Raw genomic sequence first — 22673 nt, 5'->3', positions numbered from 1 at the left:
GTTTTTAATTAAAATCTGTAGCTAAGGGTACTGCCAAAAGTCAAAGGGGCAGCTGTCCTAACATTTCTGCTTCCGAAACTTGTGTCTGCATTTCCAAAAGCGAGATAGGTTTCATCTGTAAGATTTTGACCCCAAAAGATCAATTGATAGTTTTTATATTCAAAAGATATACGGGCATTCACCAAGTTGTAAGAAGGCTGCTCCAACGTATTTTGAATGTCGGTAAAGTAGTTGCCAATACTCCTGAGTTCACCTCTTACGGTGGCTCTTAATTCACTCGAAATACGTGTTCCATACTGTGCTCCCAAGAACAACGTATATTCCGGAGCATTGCTTAGGGAGTTGCCGCTGATATCGGTTCGTATCTCCTCACCTGAAACAAAATCCTGCCTAACCAAAACAAAGTCTTCATATTCCGTATAGTTATACCCAAAACTGGCATCAAGTTCAAGACCATTTACTGGGATTAATGAAGTTTCAAGTTCTAAACCCATAGATGTGGCATCTCCAACGTTCTCCCGAGCAAACGTGGACAATGCAACAAGGTTAAAGAATTGAAGGTCTGTCCAATCAATATAAAAGGCCGTAGCACCCAACCTAAATCTGTTATCCATTGAGTTTAATTTATAGCCCAACTCAAAGTTATTCGAATACTCAGGGTCAAATGTTTGATCAATACCCTCTGGCAATCGCTGCGCATTTATCCCGCCAGCTCGAAACCCTCGATTATAGCTTACATACAAATTGGAATAATTGTTAGGTGTAAAAGAGAAAGCCAGTTTTGGTGATAAGGCAGAATAGCTTCCTTTTTCCGTTACTTCTTGAGCATTTTCAATGAGTTCATCATCCAGAAATATTAAATCTCCGAAACCATTAAAAGTGGCTTCCCGTTCCTCAAAATCATATCGTAGACCTCCCGTTAGTTCAAATCCATTGCCGATTGCAATACTGAGTTCACCGAAGGCTGCAAAACCCTGATTTAGTCCTTCATTTCGGAAAATGATGTTCGACCCTCTTGGTAATTGAAGGAAATCGGCTTCGCCATCGGTTAATTCCTGAGCAAGATTTGTGGAAGGCTCGAAAGCTTTTTGAGAAAATCCAAAGATTCCACCAGTATATTGCCATTTAGAGTCTGCATCGGTCGAATTGATTCTTATTTCTTGACTCCATACTTCTTGAGGGGGAAGTTTCTCTCCAATTTCATCATCAACGAAAGAGTGGAAAAATCCAGGAAAGTCAATATCCTCAAATGCCAAAACTATGTTTTGATACGTGGCGATGAAGCTAAGGGTATAGTTTTTACCATAGTATTTGCCAACCAAAGCTGTATTGACTATGTTCCTATTATGACTTCCCAATCGGCTCAAATAGATTTTGTCCGGATTTTCGAAAGCGATTTCCTCATTGGGTTGTGAGACAAAAAATCCCGTTGCATCGGACCAGTCTTTTTGTGATTTCACATTCAATGAAAAGGCTAGCTTTTCTGATGCCAACCATTTTAAGCTAAGATTTCCATACAAGTTTCTAAAATCCCCCACGGTTTCCCCATCCAAAGATGGATTTGGTACAAAAGCCAAAGAGGCATCATTTTCCCAATAGCCATTTCTGTTTTGAAACAAACCTGAAAAACCAAAGAAAAGCCTGTCTTTTATCAAGGGTGTTTTCAATGCAATAGAGTGTCGGTTTAAACCCAGATTACCAAAACCAATTTCAGCAAAACCTTCTGTTGTGTTTGTTGGTTGCTTGGTAGTTATGTTAATCACCCCACCCATGGCATTTCTTCCAAACAAGGTGCCCTGTGGTCCTCTTAAGACCTCAATCCGTTCAATATCCGTTAGCGCAAAACCATTGGCAAGAATATCCAATTGATTCACATCGTCAATATAGGTGGCCACTGCAGGGTTTTCACTAAAAACCTGTATCCCTCGTATAGATTGAATCGCCTGAAAAGGTACCCCAGACTCTTGATAAAGATAGTTTGGGACAATGGCTGTAAGACCTCCCAAATCCCAAGTTTGAGTATCTTCTATGGTCTTACTATCCAATGAACTCACAGAAATGGGAGAAGTAACCAATGCTTCCTCTCGTTTTCGGGCCGATACGACTACATCTCCCAAAACGGTAGTTTCTTCCAAAAGAATAACGGTCAGTTCAGAGTCACCTTCGAATACTACGGTTTGAGTCGCAAAACCTAAGGCAGAAATCACAATGGTTTCTACCTTAGAATTGATTTCCAATAAAAATTCACCCTTGCTATTGGTTGCAGTACCTAAACTGCTGTTCAAAACCTTGATGTTTGCCAATGCAATAGGTTTGTTTTTAGCATCTTTTACCGTACCCTTAAGCACAGTTTGTGCCGCTCCTGTCAAAAATGAAATGAAAGCGAGCATCAAAATCAGCTTTTTTTTCATGTACAAAGCCTAAAATGCATATTGGGTTCCCAAAGTCAGGGTCTCTCTGGTTCTTAGCTGAATTCCATTGACATCCTGATAAATTGGTGATGCCACTTCAAAACCGAATCGGAGATTTTTTAAAGCTCCTGATGGAATGTAGATGTTAAAGCCCAATCCACCGTTCACAAAGTTTCCCCCAGAGTTCTCAGTATCGGCTGTAATCACCATCATAGGATTGAGGTTAGGGTCTTCTCCCTCAATTTCACCGACAATAAGTCCTTCCAACCTTGCCGAAAAACTTAGCCAATCTGCAGCTTTGATTGCAAACCAGTTATTGAGGCTATATCGATTTCCATAGCGGAACTCCCTATCATTTTCACCAAATCGAAAAATCCCCCTGAGTTGAACACCCCATGAATTGATTTCACCTTGACCTAAATAGGTAAGGGCCAAATTGGTATCAAATGTGCCACTTCCAATTTGCATGGGGTAGGGCAGTTCTGTTTCGTTGGGTGCCGAAGCTGGAGTAACGTCACTTTCTGTGATGCTTCCCGTTGGAATGGAGAAGCCCAACTGCCCGTGCAGGGTTTGCTGATTTTGATTGAAGAATCGGTACAATCCGGAAATTTGGATGTCACCAAAACCACTAGCCTCCGTTATGAATGTTCCGCCCATTCGGGTTACATGGTCCATCTCCATGGATAAGTAATTGAACATGGCCATTACGGTGATTTTATCGCTTGGGGCGAACATTGCTCCCAACATGTGCATGTTCATGGGCATTTCTGTGGGGGTTACCATATAGTTTTCTAGGGCATCACCAAAGGAGGCATCGTCGCTGCCTTGTTTTAGGTCTTCCATGTTCATATACATATATCGGTAGGAGAACATCCATTCTCCCTTTCCGTGCATATGGTCTCCCATTACGGGAATTGGAGCGTGTCCGTCTGGTCTTCCTGCGGACCATTTTTGTGCAGTATTAGTAGTTTCTTGTGCATAAAATGCAAAAGCAGCCATCATTGCAATGATGGATAAATAGTATTTCATTGTATTGTTTTAAAAGTGTATTATTTGATTAATACCAATCAAAAACTTGGAGAACCGTTGGCAGGTTCCCTATTAATTGGCGTGAACAAGAAAAATCAACAAGAAATACTTGGGGGATGAAAACTTTCGGATGAGAAGATATAACTGTAAGGATTCATGTATTTGAACCTTTGTTCGTCATGAACCTTTAAGAACTTTTCTGAAATAAAATCAGGTAATTGCACAAATCCAATAGGATACTCCTCCATCGCAATCTTGGGAAGATTTTGTTTTTTATCCTCATTTTGTTCCTGAAGCATCTGCATCAAATAGCATTTTCCATTACATTGAAGCTCTTTATTGTCCTTATTAACACACAAAAACTCAGCAATGTAATCCTCGTATATAATGAATTCCATCAAGGGAAGGATGGGTCGTGTCATTGCAATGACATAGAGCAGAACAAAACTATATACGATGAAGTTCTTCAATCAAATGGGATTTGGGTGACAAAAATAAGGCACAAAAGCTCAAATTCTCTCAAATATACCGCACTTTTGCACTTTAAATTTCTAAGGTGACCCTACAAAATAGAAAGTGGATTTATCTCTTTGTTCTTTCCGTTATTTGGGGTACATCTTACATCCTTATCAAAAAGGGACTTGATGGGTTTAACCCGGTACAACTAGGAGCTGTACGAGTAGTGTTGGCTGGTCTTTTTTTATTCATAATTGGATTCAAGTCGCTTCGTACCATTAGCAAAAAAGAATGGCCTTGGGTAGCCTTATCTGGTTTTGTGGGAAGTTTTATCCCCATGTTTTTGTTTGCATTTGCCCAAACCGAGATTGATAGCGCCATAGCATCTATTCTGAATTCGCTAGTACCTCTTTTTACCTTGTTCATCGGGTTCTTTGCCTTTGGAATTAGTTTTGGGCATAATCAATTAGTAGGCGTGATTGTTGGACTTGTCGGAGCAATATGTTTGGTTGTTTTCGAAAGCCAAATCAATCCGAGTCAAAATTATTGGTATGCGGGATTCGTAGTTCTGGCAACGATTTGCTATGCATCGAACGCAAATATTATTAAGAGTAAACTTGATGATGTATCGGCCATGGGAATTGCTGTGGGTAATTTTTCCGCAATTATTGTACCCGCACTTTTGATTCTTCCCTTTTCCGGATTTTTCTCCCAGGAAGTTACTACTGGTAAGTACTTTTGGAGCTCATTGGGATATATCGTTATCCTTTGCATTATGAGCACCTGTGTAGCCAAAGTTATGTTCAACCGGCTTGTTCAGATATCCTCTGCGGTTTTTTCGGTTTCGGTAACCTATCTTATCCCTTTGGTAGGGATTTTTTGGGGAATCTTGGATGGAGAAGAATTTAAGCTTCAACAATTGTTGGCAGCGGCAATTATTTTGTTGGGGGTTTACTTGGTAAACAAAAAAAAGACGCCCAAATAGACGCCTTTTTGTTCGTTTGACATTGTATTTTATTCGAAATCCGCTGGAGTAACACCTTCGTTTACCTTGATTTCCTTAACTATAAAATCAAAAGTCTGAGGTCCTGCAGATTGGGATAATTTGAATGGGAACTGAATTCCGGAGACTTCCTTGTAATCTGAAAGTATTAACGTCTGACTAATTTGTTGTCCCTGTACCTCCTGTACTTCCATTTCCTGAAGTTTTAATCCAGTTTCAACATCGTAAAAAGCAGATTTATTCTCGGTGATCTTTAGTTTATAGGCCTTTTTGTCTCCGACAGTTTCCACTCCCTCAAGACTGATGCCACCAGCAACCAAATAATTCAATTCTGGGAAAGCAGCGGACTCCTCCTTGATTTTTTGGATTTCTTCCTCAGATAAATCCTTTCGTTGACCCTGTGCGACCATATATCCTTTGTCTCCATCGAATACCTGTTTTTGCATGGAATTACCGGCGACTTTTATGTTCTGCATGAACTGGTCCTTAGAGGTTTTCTTCAATTCCAGTTCTAAAGTCATACCTTGCATTTGGGCTTCGGCAAACATGGCATAGGATTCTACACCTTCCAGTTTTGCCTTGCCTCCTATAGCAGAAATGTAATTCAGCAAAATGGACTCGGCGGTGATTCCCTCGGGAATCGAGGCATTGTAATCTGGCTTTTCCGTTTTGTTTGCAAACTTGTCGTAATAGAGTACGGGTACTTTTTTACCATTGAATTCTACTTTCTCCAAATTCTCAATTACTTCACTTCCCTTTCCGGCAACGACTATTCGGGCCTTGTCTATGGATAAGTGTTTTTGGGCCGCTTTTTGGACATCTTCTACAGAAACTGCGTTAATGCGCTCCAAATACGTTTCATAGAAATTATCCGGAAGGCCTTCTTTTTCAATGTTCAATGCATAGTTGGCCACGGTTTCCGGTTGCTCCAGTGCCATTACAAAACGCCCTGAATATTTGGCTTTGGTGTTCTCAAGCTCCTTATCAGAAACGGGTTCCTTAATAATTCGGTCAATTTCTTTTAGAATTTCTACAACTGAACTATCAGTGACTTGGTTACGAACTTGGGCAACTGCGTTGAACCGGGTAGGACCAAATTTATTATCGCGGATGGCGGAATATGAACCATAGGTGTATCCTTTATCTTCTCTAAGGTTCAAAAATAGTCTTCCTTCTCCGCCGCCACCGAGTATCTGGTTGGCAATTAAGGCTGGGAGATAATCTTCATCCTTCATTTGAAGCTCAACCAAGTTTTGTACGGAAACTTCAGATTGAACGGCATTGGGAACATCAACGAAGTTAATTTGTGTGTATTGGGCATCTTGAGGTTTGGAATAGATCAAGGAAGGTGGTGTGGCTTTCGTCCATGGGGTAAACGCCTCGGTAATTAATTCCTTTGCCTCTTCAAACTGAACATCACCTATCACTACTAAATAGGCATTGGCAGGAACAAAATTCTTCCTGTAAAACTGTTGCACATCGGCCAAGGTGACATTGTTCACTGTTTCTTCGGTAAGAAACTCCCCGTTAGGATTGTTTTTGCCGTACCCCAAAGCCAGCTGTACTCTTCCAGAAATAGCAGAAACATCTTTTTCCTGGGTTTTTAAACCAGTCAAAAGAATATTTTTTTCTTTGTCAAATTCCTCTTGATTGAAATTTGGGTTCAAAGCCATATCCGCCATCAATTCCAAAATTCTTGGGAAGTATTTGGAAAGGCTACTGGCAAAAGCACCCTGCGCCCCAATGTTTATGGTGGCACCCAAGAAGTCCACTTCCTCATTAAAATCGTCTTTGGACATATTGGTGGAACCTTGTCCCAAAAGTGAGCCTGTCAAACTTTGAACGCCGGCCTTATCACCTTCAAGTACCGGAGGATTATCAATTTCAAGCTGAATTCGTACTCGTGGTAGTTTGTGATTTTCAACCACCATAACTTTCAAACCATTCATTAGCTCAAAAGAATTGGGCTTGTCCAAATTTATCTTTGGCGCTGGTCCGGGTTCGGGTTGCTTACTCCTATCAATCTGTGCATTGAGTCCAAATGCAAAGAGGATAAAAAGGATTGAAATATAATTTTTAATTGTTTTCATCTTAATTTTCCGTTTTGTCTCCTGGCAAATAGTTAATGATTACGCTTTGGTTGGGCTTTAAATACTTACTTGCCACCTCTTTGATTTCTTCCCGTGTTACGGAACGATAGATATCAATTTCCTTATTGATCAAGTTGGTGTCCCCATAGAGCAAATAGTATCGGGCCAAAGAATTTGCTATGCCCTCCACTCCAGAGTTCGCATTTACAAAATCATTCTCGAACTTGTTTTGTAGTTTTTGATAGTCTCTTTCAGAAATTAGCTCGTCTCGCACCTTTGCCACTTCTTCTTCCATTTCTGTTTGAAGCACCTCCAAACTGGTTTCACCAACTGGAAGTGCAAATACTAGGTACATACCGTAATCTTCTTGACCAATATTGAAAGCTCCTACTTGAAGAGCTTGCTTTTGGTCGTCAACCATTTTCTTATACAACTTGGAACTCCTTCCGTCGCTTAAATAGGTTGAAATCATATCAAGAACATAGGCATCTCTTTCCCTAAAACCAGGAGTTCTATAGGCTAAACCTATGGCAGGTATTTGAATGTTGGCATCATATGCTGTCGCAATCTTTTGTTCTGTTATTGGTTTTTCCTTTGGATAGTTGCGAACAATATCAGCGCCTCTGGGAATGGGACCAAAATAATCTTCAATCATTTTTTTGGTTTCTTCTATCTGAAAATCCCCTGCTACAACCAAGACTGCATTGTTGGGCACATAATACTTTTTATTGTAGGCCTTCACATCCTCCAAAGTGGCTGCATCAATATCCTTCATATAGCCTATGTTTGGATCTTTGTACGGGTGAACGTCAAAAAGATTTTTTCCCAATACAGCCAAAAATTGACCGTAAGGACGGTTGTCATAAGTTGAACGCTTTTCTTCCTTTACCACTTCTTGCTGGGTATCGACCCCTATTTGATCAATTACAGGATGAAGCATTCTTTCTGATTCCATCCAAAGCCCAAGTTGTAGATTATTTGAAGGAAATACTTCGTAGTAATAGGTTCTGTCCTGCGAAGTATTTGCATTATTGATTCCTCCATTTGAGGATACAATCTCAAACCATTTTCCCCTTTCAATATTTTCTGTTCCTTCAAAAAGGAGATGTTCAAAAAAATGGGCAAAACCAGTACGGCCCTCTGTTCTATCTTTACCTCCAACGTGGTACATTACCGAAGTGGTCACGACTGGAGCTCCATTTTCCTGATGCAGGATTACATGAAGCCCATTGGGCAAGTCATACTCCTCAAAAGAAACTTCTTGAGCAAATGCGAAATTTCCTAATCCAAGCATGAGAAGACCCAAAAAAAGAGTTCTTTTCATATTTATAATTTAAGAGTTAACGTGTCATGATGGGTTAGACTCAGTTTTATCTGACATGTTACACGAATATAGGGTTAATCGAAAGGATTTTCGGATTTTTAAATGTTTAGTTTTTGACAAAAAGAACCAATAATTCCCAAACATTCAGTAAATTATATACCCATCCAAAAAAGCACTGATATGAAAAATCTAACCCTGCCCATCCGGTTTGGTATTGTTACCAGCGGCATTTTAATGGCCTATTTTTTAATTCTTGCCCTGATGGGAAAACATACCAATGTTTTTTTTAGTTTATTCAACGGGGTAATTACAGGTTTTGGAATTTATGAAACCATCAAGTATACCAAAATACGGATGGGAAAAGAGTTCAGTTATGGAAAGGGATTTACGGCCGGAATCACCATGGGATTTGTAGCTACACTTTTGTTTACAATTTTCTTTGCATTTTACTCAACGGAATTGAACTCCAATTTTTTAAACGAACTTTCCGAAGTATGGTCCAAAGACTATGCAAATTTTGAGGGGATAGTGTTTTTCACGGTAGCTATAATGGGCTTTGCCACTACCTTGGTTTTGACCCTTTCTTTCATGCAGCTGTTCAAATCATCCAATAACCCTAAAAAATAGGGGTAATTGTGTCAAATAATGCTTGTGAATTAAGGATTTAGGAGTATATTTGCACCCGCTAAATCCAATTTAGCCTTATTAAACTCTAATAAACGCATTATGTACGCAATTGTAGAAATGGCAGGGCAGCAATTCAAAGTTGCAAAAGACCAGAAAGTGTACGTACACCGTTTGCAAACAGAAGAAGGTAAAAAAGTAACTTTTGATAAAGTTTTTCTTTTGGATGACAACGGGAACGTTACTGTAGGCGCCCCAGTCATAGAAGGTGCAGCTGTTGAAGCTAAAGTTGTAAAGCACCTGAGTGGAGACAAGGTAATTGTCTTTAAAAAGAAAAGAAGAAAAGGATACCGCAAAAAAAATGGTCACAGACAATCTTTGACCGAGATTGTGGTTGAAAGTATTGTGGCAAAAGGAGCTAAAAAAGCAGCTCCTGCGAAAGCGAAGGCGGAAAAGCCTGTTGAGAAAAAAGAGGCCGCTCCAAAGAAAGCCGCTGCTCCTAAAAAAGAAGCACCTAAAGCTAAAGCAACAGAAGACTTATCTTCCAAAACAGTTGTTGAGTTGAAGGAAATGGCAAAAGCCAAGGAAATCAGCGGATATTCATCAATGAAGAAAGCAGAGCTTATTGAAGCTTTGAGCAAATAAGGAATAAAGAACTAAAAAAGAAATATCATGGCACACAAAAAAGGTGTAGGTAGTTCAAAAAACGGTAGAGAATCAGAATCGAAACGCTTAGGGGTAAAGATTTTTGGTGGACAGGCTGCTGTTGCTGGCAATATTATTGTTAGACAAAGAGGTACCAAGCACAATCCAGGAGATAATGTATATGCTGGGAAAGATCATACCTTACATGCCAGAGTGGATGGTATTGTTCGATTTGACAAAAAAGCTGGAGGCAAATCTTTTGTTTCCGTTGATCCTTTCGAAGCTTAAAAAGCATTTACTAGATAAAAAAAGCCCGCTATTTAGCGGGCTTTTTTATTGCTTCTACTTTAGAATATCTTCTATTATTTTTAGATGATGCCCTGTATGTATCTTTAAAAATCGTTTGGTCTGCCCTTTGTTTATTACATTAAAATAGGGATGCTCAAAATGCACATTTTCATGTAAACTTTCAATCTTTTTAAGGTTTTCCTTGGCTTCTTCCAGCTGGGCATAAAGGTCTTCCGTTTGTATGTCTTCAGGTGGGCGTACTATTTTTGGCGATTTTGCTACACCTCTTGGAAAATCTCCCCAAGCAAAAATCATAATTCTTGTAAAGTTGAAATTTGATTTAAATTCCTCTGGGTTTGATTTTTCCAGTATTTCGCAAATCCGATTAATGGTTTTTAATGAATGATCAACATGCCACGCTACATCAACTTTAGACACTTTTGGATTTGAAGCATCTCTTTCAAGAATGTAGGATTCGAGCAGTCCTATTTGACCATCCATAAAAGCGCTACTGTTTTCTGTGTTTCTTGCCAAAGATATTCCCAATAGAATGAAAGCTAAAGCTAACAAAATAATAGCCATTCTTTTCATACCTCAGCTTTTTGATGTTTTGTCATGCCGCCCATCACCATTTTCATGATACGTATTTTTCCCCAACGTGGTACCGTTCGCAACCCAAAAATCAAAATCTGTGTAAGCCTACCAGGAAATACTGTGGATTTTCTTCCTAATGATTTTAATATGGGCAAGGCTATATCTTCAGGGCTTAGGGTACTGGTCATCTGCATGTCCGCTACTTTTCCAAAACCGCTAGCGACAGGACCTGGTGCAGCGGCAAGAACATCAACACCGTGTGGTTTTAATTCGTGGTAGAGACCTTCTCCCAAGGATTGCACATATGCTTTGGTCGCAGCATAATGAGCAGCATTGGGCACTCCCTGAAAACCTACAATTGAACTCATTAGAATAATTCCACCACCACCTTTTTGGGCGAATGTTCGAGCAAAGTGATGGGTAAGCATCATCAAAGCCAAATTGTTTACCTGGAGCATTTTAATTTCAGCTTCCAAATCTCCCTGAATGAAATCTCCAGAAGTACCGAATCCGGCCGATGCTACAAAAAGACCAATCGGTAAATCACCAAGACTGTCTATAAGTTGCACGACGCTTGAAGTTGATGAAATATCGGCTATAATGACATCCGTTACTACGCCCCATTTATCTTCCAAAGCTGAGCTCAACTCAGATAATGCCGTGGCATTTCTTCCATGCAGTACCAAATTAAAACCTGATTCAGCCAGTCGTGTGGACAAGGCCATACCAATTCCTGAAGAAGCTCCTGTGACCAATGCCCAGGGACCATACTTGTTCAATAGTTTTTGTTTTAGATGATTTGAAAAGCCCATTTCTCGATGTTTTTAGAATTGAAAAGTGTATCCAAAGTCAGGAAAGAACCCTATTTGGTCTACTTGGTCCACATTGTTGGTGAGCCGGTTGTATCGTCTTGCAAAGACATTTTCATTGGCCGTAACATTTTGTAGGTCCACGTAAAATCTGTGGGATTGTTTTTTGCTTCTACTATTGATTTTAAGGCCAAACTTGACATCCCATCTAAAGTAGCCATCCTGTTGCTCGCTAAAGGCCAAATCTTCCTGCAGTATTTCAAACCCTGCAGCTCTTGAAGCTTCAAGGTCTACGGGAGTAAAAAAGCGTCCTCCGGCAAATGAAAGTCTGGAGTCCACAAACAGAATCTTACTTTTGTTGGCACCCATAGGGAATTCTTTTCCGGCCAAAGCGTTTATAACGTAACCATTGTTAAATGGAGTGTCCCTTTCAATTCCATCACTACCTTCATATCTACTTTCATAAAAAGAACCGGTCAATAAACCATAGTAGTTTTGACTAAAAAACTTCTCCAAGGTGAATTCTATCCCTCTATTAAAACCTGTGCCCTCGTTTACAAGGGAAACCCTGTCATTGGAAAATCCAAAATCCGCACCTTCTGTAAGGGAGGAGTAACTGGAAGGGAACGATTCTACGGCAGCATTATCAATATCTTGATTGTAGACCTCTATTTTTCCTCTCCAATCATTGCCCAACTTTACATCATACCCCAACACGTAGTGATTGCTTCTTACAAAATCCAAATCTCTGTTGGTTTGAACCAGATTGCCATTTACTTCTTCATTTAGAAACAAAAGAGGGAAAGGAACATTCTGATGATGGAGTCCATATCCAAAATTTATTTTATGATTTGGTGCTATTTGAAAGTTCAAAGCGGCACGAGGTTCAAGCACAAATTGCTCATTTAAGCTTGCGTATTGGGCATGCAACCCTGCATCCAAGGTCAGTTTTTCTGTTAATCTGAACTGGCTTTGCACATAGGGTTGAATTATCGAAAAAGATTCATCAACATCCAGAAAAGTGAATAAATCAGGGTCACCATCACCATTATTGTCCGGTTGTTCGTCTCTATCACGGGTAGTAAGTTCCACATTAAAATTCTCAAGCAGGACCCCGGTTCTCAAGGTTGCTCTGTTACTCAATTTAGCATTGAACAAGGTGGAGAACGAAAGCCTGGATTCCGAGTTATCCGATTCGGTGAACAAAATGATTCTTTCCTGAGGAGTATCTTTATTTATGAATCTATCTGCTGTAAACTCATTTCCTGTGAATGAAGTTCCTACAACTGTTCTCAGATACGATTTCTTTCCGATAGGAATTTGGTGTTTTATGCCTACTACTCCAAAATTCGAATCGACAAAGGTGTTTTCATCCTCAGCAGCAAACAAATCATCTTCGTCGATATCATCACCCAAGAACTCTATATTCGATGTACCTAACATTCCAAATAGGGAGACCCGCCCCAGTTTTCCTGAACCAAAGTCGATGTTGTATGTTAAATCACTATAGTTTGGGGTGGCAGCGGTACCACCTGCACCGGTTCCCAGTAAATCGATTAATGAATAACGCGCTGCAATTAAGAATGAACCGTTCTTTTTACCCAAAGGGCCTTCCGCATTGACTTCAACTCCAGTGAAAATACCCACTTGTCCGGAAAACTCATAGTCGTCCACATTTCCTTTTCTCAGACCTAAGTCAAAAACACCGCCTAGGGCATTACCATATTCCGATGCAAAAGCCGAGGTTAAAAAATCCGAATTCTTCAACGTGTTGGGGTTAACTGCGGATACAGGGCCTCCCGTGGTACCTACGGTGGAAAAATGATTGGGATTTGGTACCGGGATTCCTTCCACCCTCCACAACAATCCCGTTGGAGAGTTGCCACGAACCACGATGTCATTTCGGCTGTCATCCGGAGTGGAAACCCCGGCAAAGTTTGCTGCCAAACGGCCTACATCACTTCGTCCCCCGGAAAAACGGGTTACTTCCTCTACGCCAAATTGTCTAGCGGATACCGTTGCCAACTTGTTATTGGCCCTGTCCTTATTGGTATTGGAGGTCAATACGACCTCGTCCAATTGATTAAAGGACTCCAATAGAGAAACGGTGAGGAAAACATCTTTTCCTGTGGTCACTTCTATATTGGGCAGGGTTACACTCTCGTACCCAATATAACTCACCCTAATTTTTTGTCTACCTGTTGGTGTGTTTTCAAGAGTAAACCTACCATCCTCATCCGTTATTACTCCCAAACTTTCTGCTTGTTCCAGTAATTCAACCGTTGCACCGATAAGTGGAATTTCGGACTGCTTGTCCAAAACAATTCCTTTGATGGTTCCTGTTTGAGCCATAAGTTGTTGGCCAATTAGTAGGGCTAATACAATTCCTAACTTTCTCATGATTTTTAATTGTTTTGCCCAAAGATGTCTTGAATCACCATCGGTAGGGAGCATAAAAAGCTGGGTTGTTGATTTTGACTCTGTCGGCACCGGTAAATAGATTGAGTTGAATTTTCCGGCCTTTATGTTTGGAAATACAGTTTAAACTTGAAAATGACAGATCAGCTTCTTTTTTAGCAATTGGTTCAATCGGGAAAGGGGTGGCAAAAAGACTTCTTTATCTTTATGGTTGATATGAAAGATTTTTTTACAAAGAAGGGCCTTAGAAAATTTTTCTTCCGATGGATGGTGGTCAATGTTGTATATCTGATGATAAAGGCTACTGTTGAGCGTGATAATGATGATTTTGAGCAATTCATAAGCCCTACTGCCGTATTTTATTATGTTACCGCGTTCTTATTTTTTATGGTCACATGGGAATATAATGATAGGCTTATATCTAAACAGATGCGTTTGGGAGGGCTTAACTTGAAAAACAGTCTGGTCATTTTTGCAAAAACAATGTTGCTACTGGTACCAATGACTACTATCATATACTATTTGGCCCTTTTTCCTTTTAAAGACATTCTTGGAATTGTATGTAATGACCCAGTACGAGAATTTTGGGGAGATGTCTTTAGGGCGTGGCTACTGGCAACAGCAGTGGTTTTCGTGAATCTCTTTTATTTTTCGATTAAACAAAAAGACGATCTTACCCGTCAAATGGACGATTTGAAACGAGAAATGATGGCATCCCAATACACCACATTGAAGAATCAGATAAGCCCTCATTTTTTGTTCAACAGTCTAAATACTTTGACTTCGTTAATGTACGAGGATAGGGATTTGGCTTCGGATTTTGTGACCCGTTTGGCTTCTACCTACCGTTATATTTTGGACAATAGAGAGCACGATTTGGTGAGTCTCCAAAAGGAAATCAACTTTTTGGATTCCTATATTTTTATGATGAATGTAAGGCATAAGAAGGCTGTTGACATATCCATGGACATACAAGTACAACCAAAAAGGTATTTCATACCTACCCTTACGTTACAAATGCTTGTTGAAAATGCCTTAAAGCACAACCAGTATAGCAAAGAAAAACCGCTCCATATTTCAATTTCCAACATTCAACAGGATGCTCTGGTAATAAAGAACAACCTTCAAAAAAGGGTCAAGCCCGAGGAGACCACAAAAATGGGCCTACAGAATATCAAAAAGAGGTATGCGTATTATTCGAACAAACAGGTCCTTGTTCGAGAGGAGGAAGATTTCTTTGAAGTGATTATTCCGCTTTTGGAGAGCAATGTAATGAGAACGAATCTTAAAACCATTTCGTGATGAAGGCCGTAATCGTAGAGGATGAGGAATTTGCGGCAAAACGACTTGGGCAGATGGTCAGGGAGTTGGCTCCTGAGATTTCCATAGTTGCAGAGATAAATTCGGTGGAAAGTGGAGCAAACTGGTTCGATAAGAACCGTATCCCGGATTTGATTTTTCTGGATATCCAGCTGAACGATGGGTACGGCTTTGATATTTTGGATGGATTGCACGAACATCCTCCAGTCATTTTCACTACGGCCTATAATGAATTTGCCATACGTGGATTCAAATACAATGGATTGGACTATTTATTGAAACCCATCGTTAAAGAAGATTTGAAGAAGGCGTTGGAAAAATTCAAAAAAAACATAACCAAAAATGGGAATGGCACTTCGGAAAATCTTGAGCATTTAAAACAACTTTTCCATAAAGAATACAAACATCGTTTTATGGTTAAGGTTGGTAACATGTTCAAATCGTTCAATGTTGAGGACATTGCCTACTTTAAATCGCATGAAGGATTGATTTATTTGTACACACATACTGGAAAATCATACCCTATTGAATATACCATCGATCAATTGGAGAATATCCTGAATCCCATCCATTTTTTTCGTGTCAATAGAAAATTCATGGTATCAGTTAAAGCTGTAACGGAAATACATAGCTATTTTAACAGCCGTTTATTATTAAAAATCCTTCCCAAGGAAGAAGAGCAGGTCGTTGTTTCTAGGGAGCGGACCACCAACTTTAAGCGCTGGTTGGACATGTAACCTTTTCCTAATTGCATTTCAGTAGGTCTTCGATGAATCAGTAAGCTTTATAAATACAAATAGGGAATTTACCATCTCTGGTTTCTAAAACCATTGTTTTTGGCAAATTCGACAGTGGCCACTAGATAGTCTTCCAAATTGTACTTGGGGATGGGTAAAATACTTTCCAACAACGTAGTGTCCCATTCATATGGTTTTGAAGTCAAATATGGCGTTAGATGGACACCAATAGTCTCATAATAGAATTGTTCCAAAGCGCTTTCAAAGTCCGAAGCGGTATCCATCAATTCTTGCGTTAGCCTAAAGTTCTTGAAGTTTACCGTTTCCAATATTTTGGCAATTCCATTGAATATGTTTGTCCCCTTTGAATTTACAATGTTCAATTGTTTTACGTCTGTATCAAATACTTTGGTTATTACCTTGGCCGCATAGTCCGTTGGAATAATATTCAGTTTACTATCATGGTTTGCCTGAATTCGAACGGGTTCAGAAGAAGGACTCTTATAAAAGAATTTGGCAAATAGATAAAACACCATGTACTTGGAGATGAAAAAGTTCGGACTGTCCATAATATTTCCGCCAAGCACACTTGGGCGCAGTATTTGGATAGGGATATTAGCTTCAGCACCAGCCTTTACCAAATACTTCTCTGCTGCATGTTTGGAAGCTTCATAATAGTTTCGGTATTCGCTCTGCTCCATATCTACATAATTGTTATTTAAAAGCCCTTCCAATTTTCCAATGGAAAAAGCTGTACTTATGTAGATGAATTTGGAAAGGTAATCCGTGTATGCCTTAAAAACATCTTGGGTAAGGACCAGATTCTCTTTAAAAATCTCGTTTTTACTGTCCGGATTTATTGAGAGATTCACGAATCCAGCAGAATGAATAAAATAGTGAACGGGTTTTTTTTCAAGAAAGAAAGCTGGATTCAATAGGTGTTGAGCATCTATTACCTCGATTTTATTTTGAACAGCATCCTTGTTTTTTTGGATAAATACAGGAGCAGAACTGCTGTCCAGAATAGCTGTTATCCTATCCTCAGCGGAAATATGCTTCTTTCTGCGAACAATCACATAGATTCTTTCCAGAGTATCAAATCTGCTTTCCAGTAGCGAAAAGAGTATTTGAGACCCTAAGGTACCTGTAGCTCCCGTTAAAACGATATTCATTTGGCGGATGTCATATTATAATCTAAAATAATAAACCCTTGCCATAGGCAAGGGTTTATCTATTAAAATTTTAGAGCGCATGCCTAATATCTATAATATTCCGGCTTGAAAGGTCCTTCAACCGTAACTCCGATATACTCGGCTTGGTCTTGTTTAAGTTCTGTAAGTTCAGCACCCAATCTGGATAAATGCAATTTGGCAACTTTTTCATCCAAGTGTTTTGGAAGCATGTATACTTCGTTCTGATACGTATCACTATTGTTCCAAAGCTCAATTTGAGCCAGGGTTTGGTTTGTGAAAGAGTTACTCATTACAAAACTTGGGTGTCCGGTAGCACATCCTAGGTTAACCAATCGTCCCTCGGCCAAAATGATAATATCTTTGCCATCAACAGTATACTTATCCACTTGAGGCTTAATCTCATCCTTAGTGTCACCGTATTCGCCGTTTAGCCAGGCCATGTCGATTTCATTGTCAAAGTGTCCAATGTTACACACAATGGCTTTATCCTTTAAGGCCTTGAAATGCTCAGCTCTAATAATGTCTTTGTTTCCTGTGGTGGTAATAACAATATCAGCGTTGCCAACCACAGTTTCCAATCGCTTTACCTCGTAACCATCCATACAGGCCTGAAGTGCACAGATAGGGTCAATTTCAGTTACGGTCACTATGGCTCCGGCGCCTCTGAACGAAGCAGCAGTCCCTTTTCCAACATCGCCATAACCGGCAACTACCACTCTTTTTCCGGCAAGCATTGTATCTGTAGCTCTTCGAATGGCATCCACAGCACTTTCCTTACAACCGTATTTATTATCGAATTTAGATTTGGTTACCGAATCGTTCACATTGATGGCGGGCATAGGGAGTGTACCTTTCTTTACACGCTCATACAATCTATGAACACCTGTAGTAGTTTCTTCGGAAAGCCCTTTAATGGCACCTGCCAATTCTGGATATTGGTCCAAAACCATATTGGTCAAATCTCCACCATCATCAAGAATCATGTTAAGAGGCTCTCTTTCCTCGCCAAAGAACAAGGTTTGTTCGATACACCAATCAAATTCTTCCTCTGTCATTCCTTTCCAGGCATATACTGGTATTCCCGCGGCAGCTATTGCAGCAGCAGCATGGTCCTGCGTGGAAAAAATATTACATGAACTCCATGTTACTTCAGCCCCTAAGGCAACCAAGGTTTCAATCAAAACTGCGGTCTGGATGGTCATATGTAGGCATCCAGCAATGCGTGCTCCTTTTAGAGGTTGTTCAACTTTATACTCTTCGCGTAGTGCCATTAATCCAGGCATCTCCGCTTCAGCCAATTCAATTTCTTTTCTACCCCAATCGGCTAATGAAATATCTTTTACCTTGTAGGGAACATAGGGAATTGTCTTTGTGCTCATACTTTTTGTACTTTAACTTTTGTAGCTTAGCTATTTAAGGCTGCAAAGATACAAATTACTAATCTCTTAACAGTGCCCATTTACAAAAGCATAACAGTTTCTCCAAATACCACGGCTTACCTGTGGAAAGTAACCGAATCTGAACATGATTTGGCGAAAGGTGTTGAATTGACAACACATTGTCAAAATCGCCTGGAGTCCATGAAATCAGAGATGCATAGAAGGGCTTTTCTAAGTATTCGACATTTATTCTTTGAAGCGGGCTATGAGGATAAGGATGTATACTATTCCGACTTTGGTAAGCCCTATTTAAAGGATGGAAATCATATATCCATTACCCATTCACATAACTTCACGGGTATAATTATTGGCAAGAAAGAAGAGGTAGGTATCGATATTGAGAAACAGCGTGAAAAAATATTGAGAATCGCATATAAGTTTACACCTATCCACGAATATAGAACCTTGGCCAATACTGAAGCCATTATTAGAAAGCTTACCATTGTCTGGGGGGCAAAAGAATCACTGTATAAGATATACGGCGAGCCGGGATTGAGCTTTTTGAAACACATAGATGTTTCGGATTTTCGTTTTGATGATTTGAAAACTAAGGCCAAGGTTAGATATCAGGGGCAAAAATCCGAGTTTGGAGTAGATTTTTTAGAATTTGAAGGCTTCACCTGCGTCTATGCGCAAAAGGAAGATTAATTTCTACCATTGGCTTTTGTAGCTTTGTGGTTTTAAATTTGGCATGACCCATGAGAATATCCGTTGAGTTGACACTCACTCCCCTTAAGGATGATTTTGAACCACCAATCATCAACTTCATTAAAAAACTAAGAGCTTCTGGGCTTACGGTTTTGGAAAACCCCTTGAGTACGCAAGTGTACGGCGATTATGATGAGGTAATGAATTTACTTAAGACCGAAATCAAGGAAGCTTTTGACAATTTGGACCATGTGGTTCTTCAAATGAAAGTGGTTAAATCGGATAGAAGTACCTATGAGCCCCATTTTTGATTGGTTGTTTGCCCAGTACCAAGGTGTTCCTACATATTTAGTAATACTTGAGATAATAGGAGTTGTTTTTGGGTTCTTAAGTGTTTGGTTTTCCAAAAGGGAAAATATACTGGTTTACCCCACTGGAATTATCAGCACCGCCATTTTCGTATATATCTTATTAGTATATGGACTGCTAGGCGATATGCTCATCAATGCGTACTATTTTACTATGAGCATCTATGGTTGGTGGGTTTGGACCAGAAAAATTGATGAGACGCATTTTATTCCAATCACCCAAATGAACGCTTTGGAAAAAAAATGGGCAATCCTGTTGTTTCTCTCCACAATAGTATTTGTTTTTGGGGTTTATATCATCTTCAAAAAGTTTGATTCATGGACTGCTTATGTGGATACCTTGACCACGGCCATTTTCTTTGTGGGCATGTGGTTGATGGCCAAAAAAAAATTGGAAAATTGGACCTTCTGGATTATTGGTGATATCATTTCTGTTCCCCTATATTTATACAAGGGGTTGGTATTTTCCTCTTTTCAGTACTTTTTGTTCACCATTATTGCCATTTATGGCTATCGCGCATGGAAGAAAAGCTTGGGCAAGAGCCCTCAGACCTTGTTAAAGTAGTTTTATTTGGGCCAGAGTCTACAGGAAAGACCACACTTTCCAAACAATTGGCAGACCACTACCAAACCCTTTGGGTTCCTGAGTATGCAAGAGAGTATTTACAGGAAAAATGGGATAGGGAACAGAAAACGTGTGAACCTGATGATTTGTTGCCAATAGCCTATGGTCAAATGGATTTGGAAAATACCTTGGCAAAAAAGGCCAATAAAATTCTTATCTGCGATACCGATTTGCTAGAGACCAAAGTGTATTCAGAGGCTTATTATCTAGGGTATTCTGACCCACTTTTGGAGAAATACGCCCTACTCAATTCTTACGACTTATACTTATTAACTTATATTGATGTGCCATGGGTAAAAGATGATTTGAGAGACAAGCCCGATGAACGGGAAAGAATGTTTTCGTATTTCCATGAAACTTTAAAGAAATACGATAGGAATTTCGTTACTTTAAAGGGAGATAAAGAACAACGATTCCAGTCGGCAAAACAACACATAGACAAACTACTTTACCCATGATTGAATTCAGCTCTGATGATTTAAAACAGCTCGAAGAAAAGGGGATTTCCCAAGAGAAAGTATTAAGTCAAATCCAAACCTTTAAGGAAGGGATTCCCTTTGTAAAACTTAAAAAAGCTGCAGTTGTGGGTGATGGAATTCTGCGCTTTTCAAATGAAGAGCAATCAGATTTAATTGCTTACTTTGAGGATGCTTCTGAGAAACTGTACCTATTAAAGTTTGTTCCGGCGTCGGGAGCCGCATCCCGTATGTTCAAGGCCATGTTCAATTTTTTGGATTCCTACAATGCATCAAATGAATCCTTGTCGGCATATTTTGGGAGAACTGGAGATAAAGCAGTGCAACAGTTTCTAGAAGGAAAAGAAAGTTTGCCATTTTACGACCTAATTATGGGTCGTATTTCTGGCAAGGCGGAAAACGCCGATGAAGAATCCCATCTATTTGTAAAAGAGATGTTGGTGGAAGAGGGATTGAACTACGGATTCTACCCTAAAGGATTGTTGCCATTTCACAACTATGAGACAGAATCCGCGACACCTTTTGAAGAGCATTTGAAGGAGGCCGCTTTTTATGCAAAGACCAATGGGAATGCAAATCTGCATTTTACCATTTCTGTGCAACATAATGATATGTTCAAAGATGAGCATGCCAGTTCTGGGCCTAAGGTATCTGAGGCTACAAATACGAATTTTCATGTATCGTATTCCAATCAGAAACCATCAACGGATACTATTGCTGTTGATTTGGACAACAAACCTTTCAAAAAGGAAGATGGCTCCATTTTGTTTAGACCGGGAGGTCATGGCGCTTTAATAGAGAACCTAAATGAACAAAATGCTGATATTATATTTATCAAGAACATAGATAATGTCGTAGTGGATGAGAATTTGAAGGCAGTGGGGAACAGCAAGAAAATGCTTGCAGGTGTTCTTTTAAAAGTACAGTCCAAAGCTTTTGAATATGCAGCAGATTTAGAAAAAAACAATATCTCCGAAGAAAAATTGATGGATATCAAAACATTTTTGGAAGACGAACTTAACGTAAGGTTTCCTGAAGACTTTGGCACTTTAAGTTTTGACGGTAAATTATCTGCTGTTAAGAATAAGATTAATAGACCCATTAGGGTTTGTGGCATGGTCAAGAATGAAGGTGAACCTGGAGGTGGCCCATTTTGGATTTTGGATCATGATGGTGGTGTTTCCCTTCAAATTGTGGAATCTGCTCAAGTAGATATGTCAGATTCTGAACAGGCAAGTCTTTTGAAAAATTCCACACACTTCAATCCAGTGGATATCATTTGTGGAGTTAAGAACCATAAAGGGGAAAAATATGACCTTCTGGAATTTGTTGACCATAAACAAGGTTTCATTACAGGAAAAACACAAGCAGGGAAAGAATTGAAAGCTCTGGAACTTCCTGGCCTTTGGAATGGGGCGATGGCTTTTTGGAACACCCTGTTTGTTGAGGTTCCATTAGTCACGTTCAATCCGGTTAAAACGGTAAATGACCTGCTCAAACCTAGCCATCAGGCATAAAAGGTTTTAATGCCATTATTTCACTATCCCCTGATCAGGGGATTTTTTTTGCCCAAAAATGTCAAAAAACTGTTAAAAACCTCATTTTGAGGTGACCCGGCCAAAAAATCTGGGTCTTACTATATGAAGTAAAGAAACAGATTATGTGGTTAATAGGGATTACAAGTTTTTTAGTATTGCTGAATTTGGTACTGTTAGGTTTTCTTTTTTGGACAAATAGGAATATAAAAAAACAAACGATATAAGTATACCAGACGCTAGCGTCTGGTCATTTTTGGTTGGTTGATTTGGTTGAAGGCCGCACATGTTGCGGCCTTTTTTTGTGACCTATACGAGATAGCTGTGTCTAATCTAACAGAGAAAGAGAGATGATACTTTTTAGAACGGTATTTGTAGTAAGTATAATCGTTTTGGCGATATCCATTTTTGTCCTTCTGTCCATTCACAGGAGAGAAAACCAACAGAAAAAAGGGAAATAGGATGATGCTATGCAAACACTAACCATGCGTTGTCCACTTGAAGGCTGCTTTTGCAGCCTTCTTTTTGTATAAAAAATACACAGTCATCTTTTGGGGTTCACACTATTACACAATATTAGAACTCTGTAGAAATAATATAATATACTGATAATCAAATATATAAAACCGGTTTAGTGATTT

21 protein-coding genes are annotated in these 22673 nt (G+C 39.5%); 11 read left to right on the top strand and 10 right to left on the bottom strand.

Annotated features, from left to right (window positions below):
- Positions 1-8: 8 nt before the first annotated feature.
- The 3 genes from CLV81_RS20845 to CLV81_RS02955 form a co-directional block, all read right to left on the bottom strand.
- The gene (locus CLV81_RS20845) at positions 9-2411 is read right to left on the bottom strand and encodes a TonB-dependent receptor (protein WP_106143563.1); all 2403 of its coding nucleotides are present in this window, start codon (positions 2409-2411) and stop codon (positions 9-11) included.
- Between the two features lie 9 nt (positions 2412-2420).
- The gene (locus tag CLV81_RS02960; protein WP_106143562.1) at positions 2421-3440 is read right to left on the bottom strand and encodes a transporter family protein; all 1020 of its coding nucleotides are present in this window, start codon (positions 3438-3440) and stop codon (positions 2421-2423) included.
- Between the two features lie 95 nt (positions 3441-3535).
- The gene (locus tag CLV81_RS02955; RefSeq protein ID WP_146129815.1) at positions 3536-3910 is read right to left on the bottom strand and encodes a hypothetical protein; all 375 of its coding nucleotides are present in this window, start codon (positions 3908-3910) and stop codon (positions 3536-3538) included.
- 86 nt (positions 3911-3996) lie between these two features.
- Between CLV81_RS02955 and CLV81_RS02950 the strand changes: the two genes are divergently transcribed.
- Positions 3997-4881: a DMT family transporter gene (locus CLV81_RS02950; RefSeq protein ID WP_245911908.1), complete on the top strand. Its 885-nt coding sequence runs from the start codon at positions 3997-3999 to the stop codon at positions 4879-4881.
- A gap of 29 nt (positions 4882-4910) precedes the next feature.
- On the opposite strand, the gene CLV81_RS02945 is transcribed toward CLV81_RS02950, so the two are convergent.
- Together CLV81_RS02945 and CLV81_RS02940 are read right to left on the bottom strand one after the other, a co-directional pair.
- On the bottom strand, positions 4911-6989 hold the full coding sequence (locus CLV81_RS02945; protein ID WP_170068320.1) for a M16 family metallopeptidase: 2079 nt from the start codon (positions 6987-6989) through the stop codon (positions 4911-4913).
- 1 nt (position 6990) lies between these two features.
- Entirely contained in the window at positions 6991-8313 is a 1323-nt protein-coding gene (locus CLV81_RS02940; protein WP_106143560.1) for a M16 family metallopeptidase, read from the bottom strand.
- A gap of 180 nt (positions 8314-8493) precedes the next feature.
- Here CLV81_RS02940 and CLV81_RS02935 point away from each other — a divergent pair, with 180 nt between their 5' ends.
- The 3 genes from CLV81_RS02935 (at position 8494) to rpmA (ending at position 9870) form a co-directional block, all read left to right on the top strand.
- Positions 8494-8940 carry a DUF4199 domain-containing protein gene (locus CLV81_RS02935; RefSeq protein ID WP_106143559.1) on the top strand — a complete coding sequence of 149 codons (447 nt, stop codon included), beginning with the start codon at positions 8494-8496 and terminating at the stop codon, positions 8938-8940.
- 99 nt (positions 8941-9039) lie between these two features.
- Positions 9040-9582, top strand: coding sequence for a 50S ribosomal protein L21 (gene rplU / locus CLV81_RS02930; protein ID WP_106143558.1), 543 nt, complete (start codon positions 9040-9042; stop codon positions 9580-9582).
- A gap of 27 nt (positions 9583-9609) precedes the next feature.
- Positions 9610-9870, top strand: a complete 261-nt coding sequence (gene rpmA / locus CLV81_RS02925; protein WP_106143557.1) for a 50S ribosomal protein L27 — start codon at positions 9610-9612, stop codon at positions 9868-9870.
- Positions 9871-9924: 54 nt separating this feature from the next.
- Here the strand turns inward: rpmA and CLV81_RS02920 are convergent, their stop codons facing one another.
- The 3 genes from CLV81_RS02920 to CLV81_RS02910 are packed head-to-tail and all read right to left on the bottom strand — an operon-like array spanning position 9925 to position 13673.
- Positions 9925-10461 (bottom strand): DUF1569 domain-containing protein, encoded by a 537-nt coding sequence (locus CLV81_RS02920; RefSeq protein WP_106143556.1) that lies wholly within the window; start codon positions 10459-10461, stop codon positions 9925-9927.
- Positions 10458-11276: an SDR family NAD(P)-dependent oxidoreductase gene (locus CLV81_RS02915; RefSeq protein ID WP_106143555.1), complete on the bottom strand. Its 819-nt coding sequence runs from the start codon at positions 11274-11276 to the stop codon at positions 10458-10460. Before CLV81_RS02915 ends, CLV81_RS02920 begins: the two co-directional genes overlap by 4 nt.
- A gap of 12 nt (positions 11277-11288) precedes the next feature.
- Positions 11289-13673 (bottom strand): TonB-dependent receptor, encoded by a 2385-nt coding sequence (locus tag CLV81_RS02910; protein WP_106144886.1) that lies wholly within the window; start codon positions 13671-13673, stop codon positions 11289-11291.
- A 234-nt stretch (positions 13674-13907) separates the two neighbouring features.
- Between CLV81_RS02910 and CLV81_RS02905 the strand changes: the two genes are divergently transcribed.
- The gene (locus CLV81_RS02905; RefSeq protein ID WP_158259063.1) at positions 13908-14993 is read left to right on the top strand and encodes a sensor histidine kinase; all 1086 of its coding nucleotides are present in this window, start codon (positions 13908-13910) and stop codon (positions 14991-14993) included.
- Positions 14993-15748 carry a LytR/AlgR family response regulator transcription factor gene (locus tag CLV81_RS02900; protein ID WP_106143553.1) on the top strand — a complete coding sequence of 252 codons (756 nt, stop codon included), beginning with the start codon at positions 14993-14995 and terminating at the stop codon, positions 15746-15748. Before CLV81_RS02905 ends, CLV81_RS02900 begins: the two co-directional genes overlap by 1 nt.
- A 68-nt stretch (positions 15749-15816) precedes the next feature.
- On the opposite strand, the gene CLV81_RS02895 is transcribed toward CLV81_RS02900, so the two are convergent.
- Positions 15817-16920, bottom strand: coding sequence for an SDR family oxidoreductase (locus tag CLV81_RS02895; RefSeq protein ID WP_106143552.1), 1104 nt, complete (start codon positions 16918-16920; stop codon positions 15817-15819).
- Positions 16921-17003: 83 nt separating this feature from the next.
- A complete protein-coding gene (gene ahcY, locus CLV81_RS02890; RefSeq protein ID WP_106143551.1) occupies positions 17004-18320 on the bottom strand; it encodes an adenosylhomocysteinase in 1317 nt (438 codons plus the stop codon).
- Between the two features lie 72 nt (positions 18321-18392).
- Here ahcY and CLV81_RS02885 point away from each other — a divergent pair, with 72 nt between their 5' ends.
- The 5 genes from CLV81_RS02885 to CLV81_RS02865 are packed head-to-tail and all read left to right on the top strand — an operon-like array spanning position 18393 to position 22014.
- A complete protein-coding gene (locus tag CLV81_RS02885) occupies positions 18393-19028 on the top strand; it encodes a 4'-phosphopantetheinyl transferase family protein (RefSeq protein ID WP_106143550.1) in 636 nt (211 codons plus the stop codon).
- 50 nt (positions 19029-19078) lie between these two features.
- Entirely contained in the window at positions 19079-19339 is a 261-nt protein-coding gene (locus tag CLV81_RS02880) for a YkoF family thiamine/hydroxymethylpyrimidine-binding protein (RefSeq protein WP_106143549.1), read from the top strand.
- Positions 19323-19961, top strand: a complete 639-nt coding sequence (gene pnuC / locus CLV81_RS02875; RefSeq protein ID WP_106143548.1) for a nicotinamide riboside transporter PnuC — start codon at positions 19323-19325, stop codon at positions 19959-19961. The genes CLV81_RS02880 and pnuC overlap by 17 nt, the downstream gene beginning before the upstream one ends.
- Positions 19916-20479 (top strand): AAA family ATPase, encoded by a 564-nt coding sequence (locus tag CLV81_RS02870; RefSeq protein WP_106143547.1) that lies wholly within the window; start codon positions 19916-19918, stop codon positions 20477-20479. Before pnuC ends, CLV81_RS02870 begins: the two co-directional genes overlap by 46 nt.
- The gene (locus tag CLV81_RS02865; protein ID WP_106143546.1) at positions 20476-22014 is read left to right on the top strand and encodes a DUF4301 family protein; all 1539 of its coding nucleotides are present in this window, start codon (positions 20476-20478) and stop codon (positions 22012-22014) included. The genes CLV81_RS02870 and CLV81_RS02865 overlap by 4 nt, the downstream gene beginning before the upstream one ends.
- Positions 22015-22673 lie beyond the last annotated feature (659 nt).

This window comes from Flagellimonas meridianipacifica, from assembly GCF_003001695.1.
Lineage (GTDB): Bacteria > Bacteroidota > Bacteroidia > Flavobacteriales > Flavobacteriaceae > Flagellimonas > Flagellimonas meridianipacifica.
The sequence above is the reverse complement of the archived record's forward strand: the minus strand, read 5'-3'. Positions and strand labels throughout refer to the sequence as shown.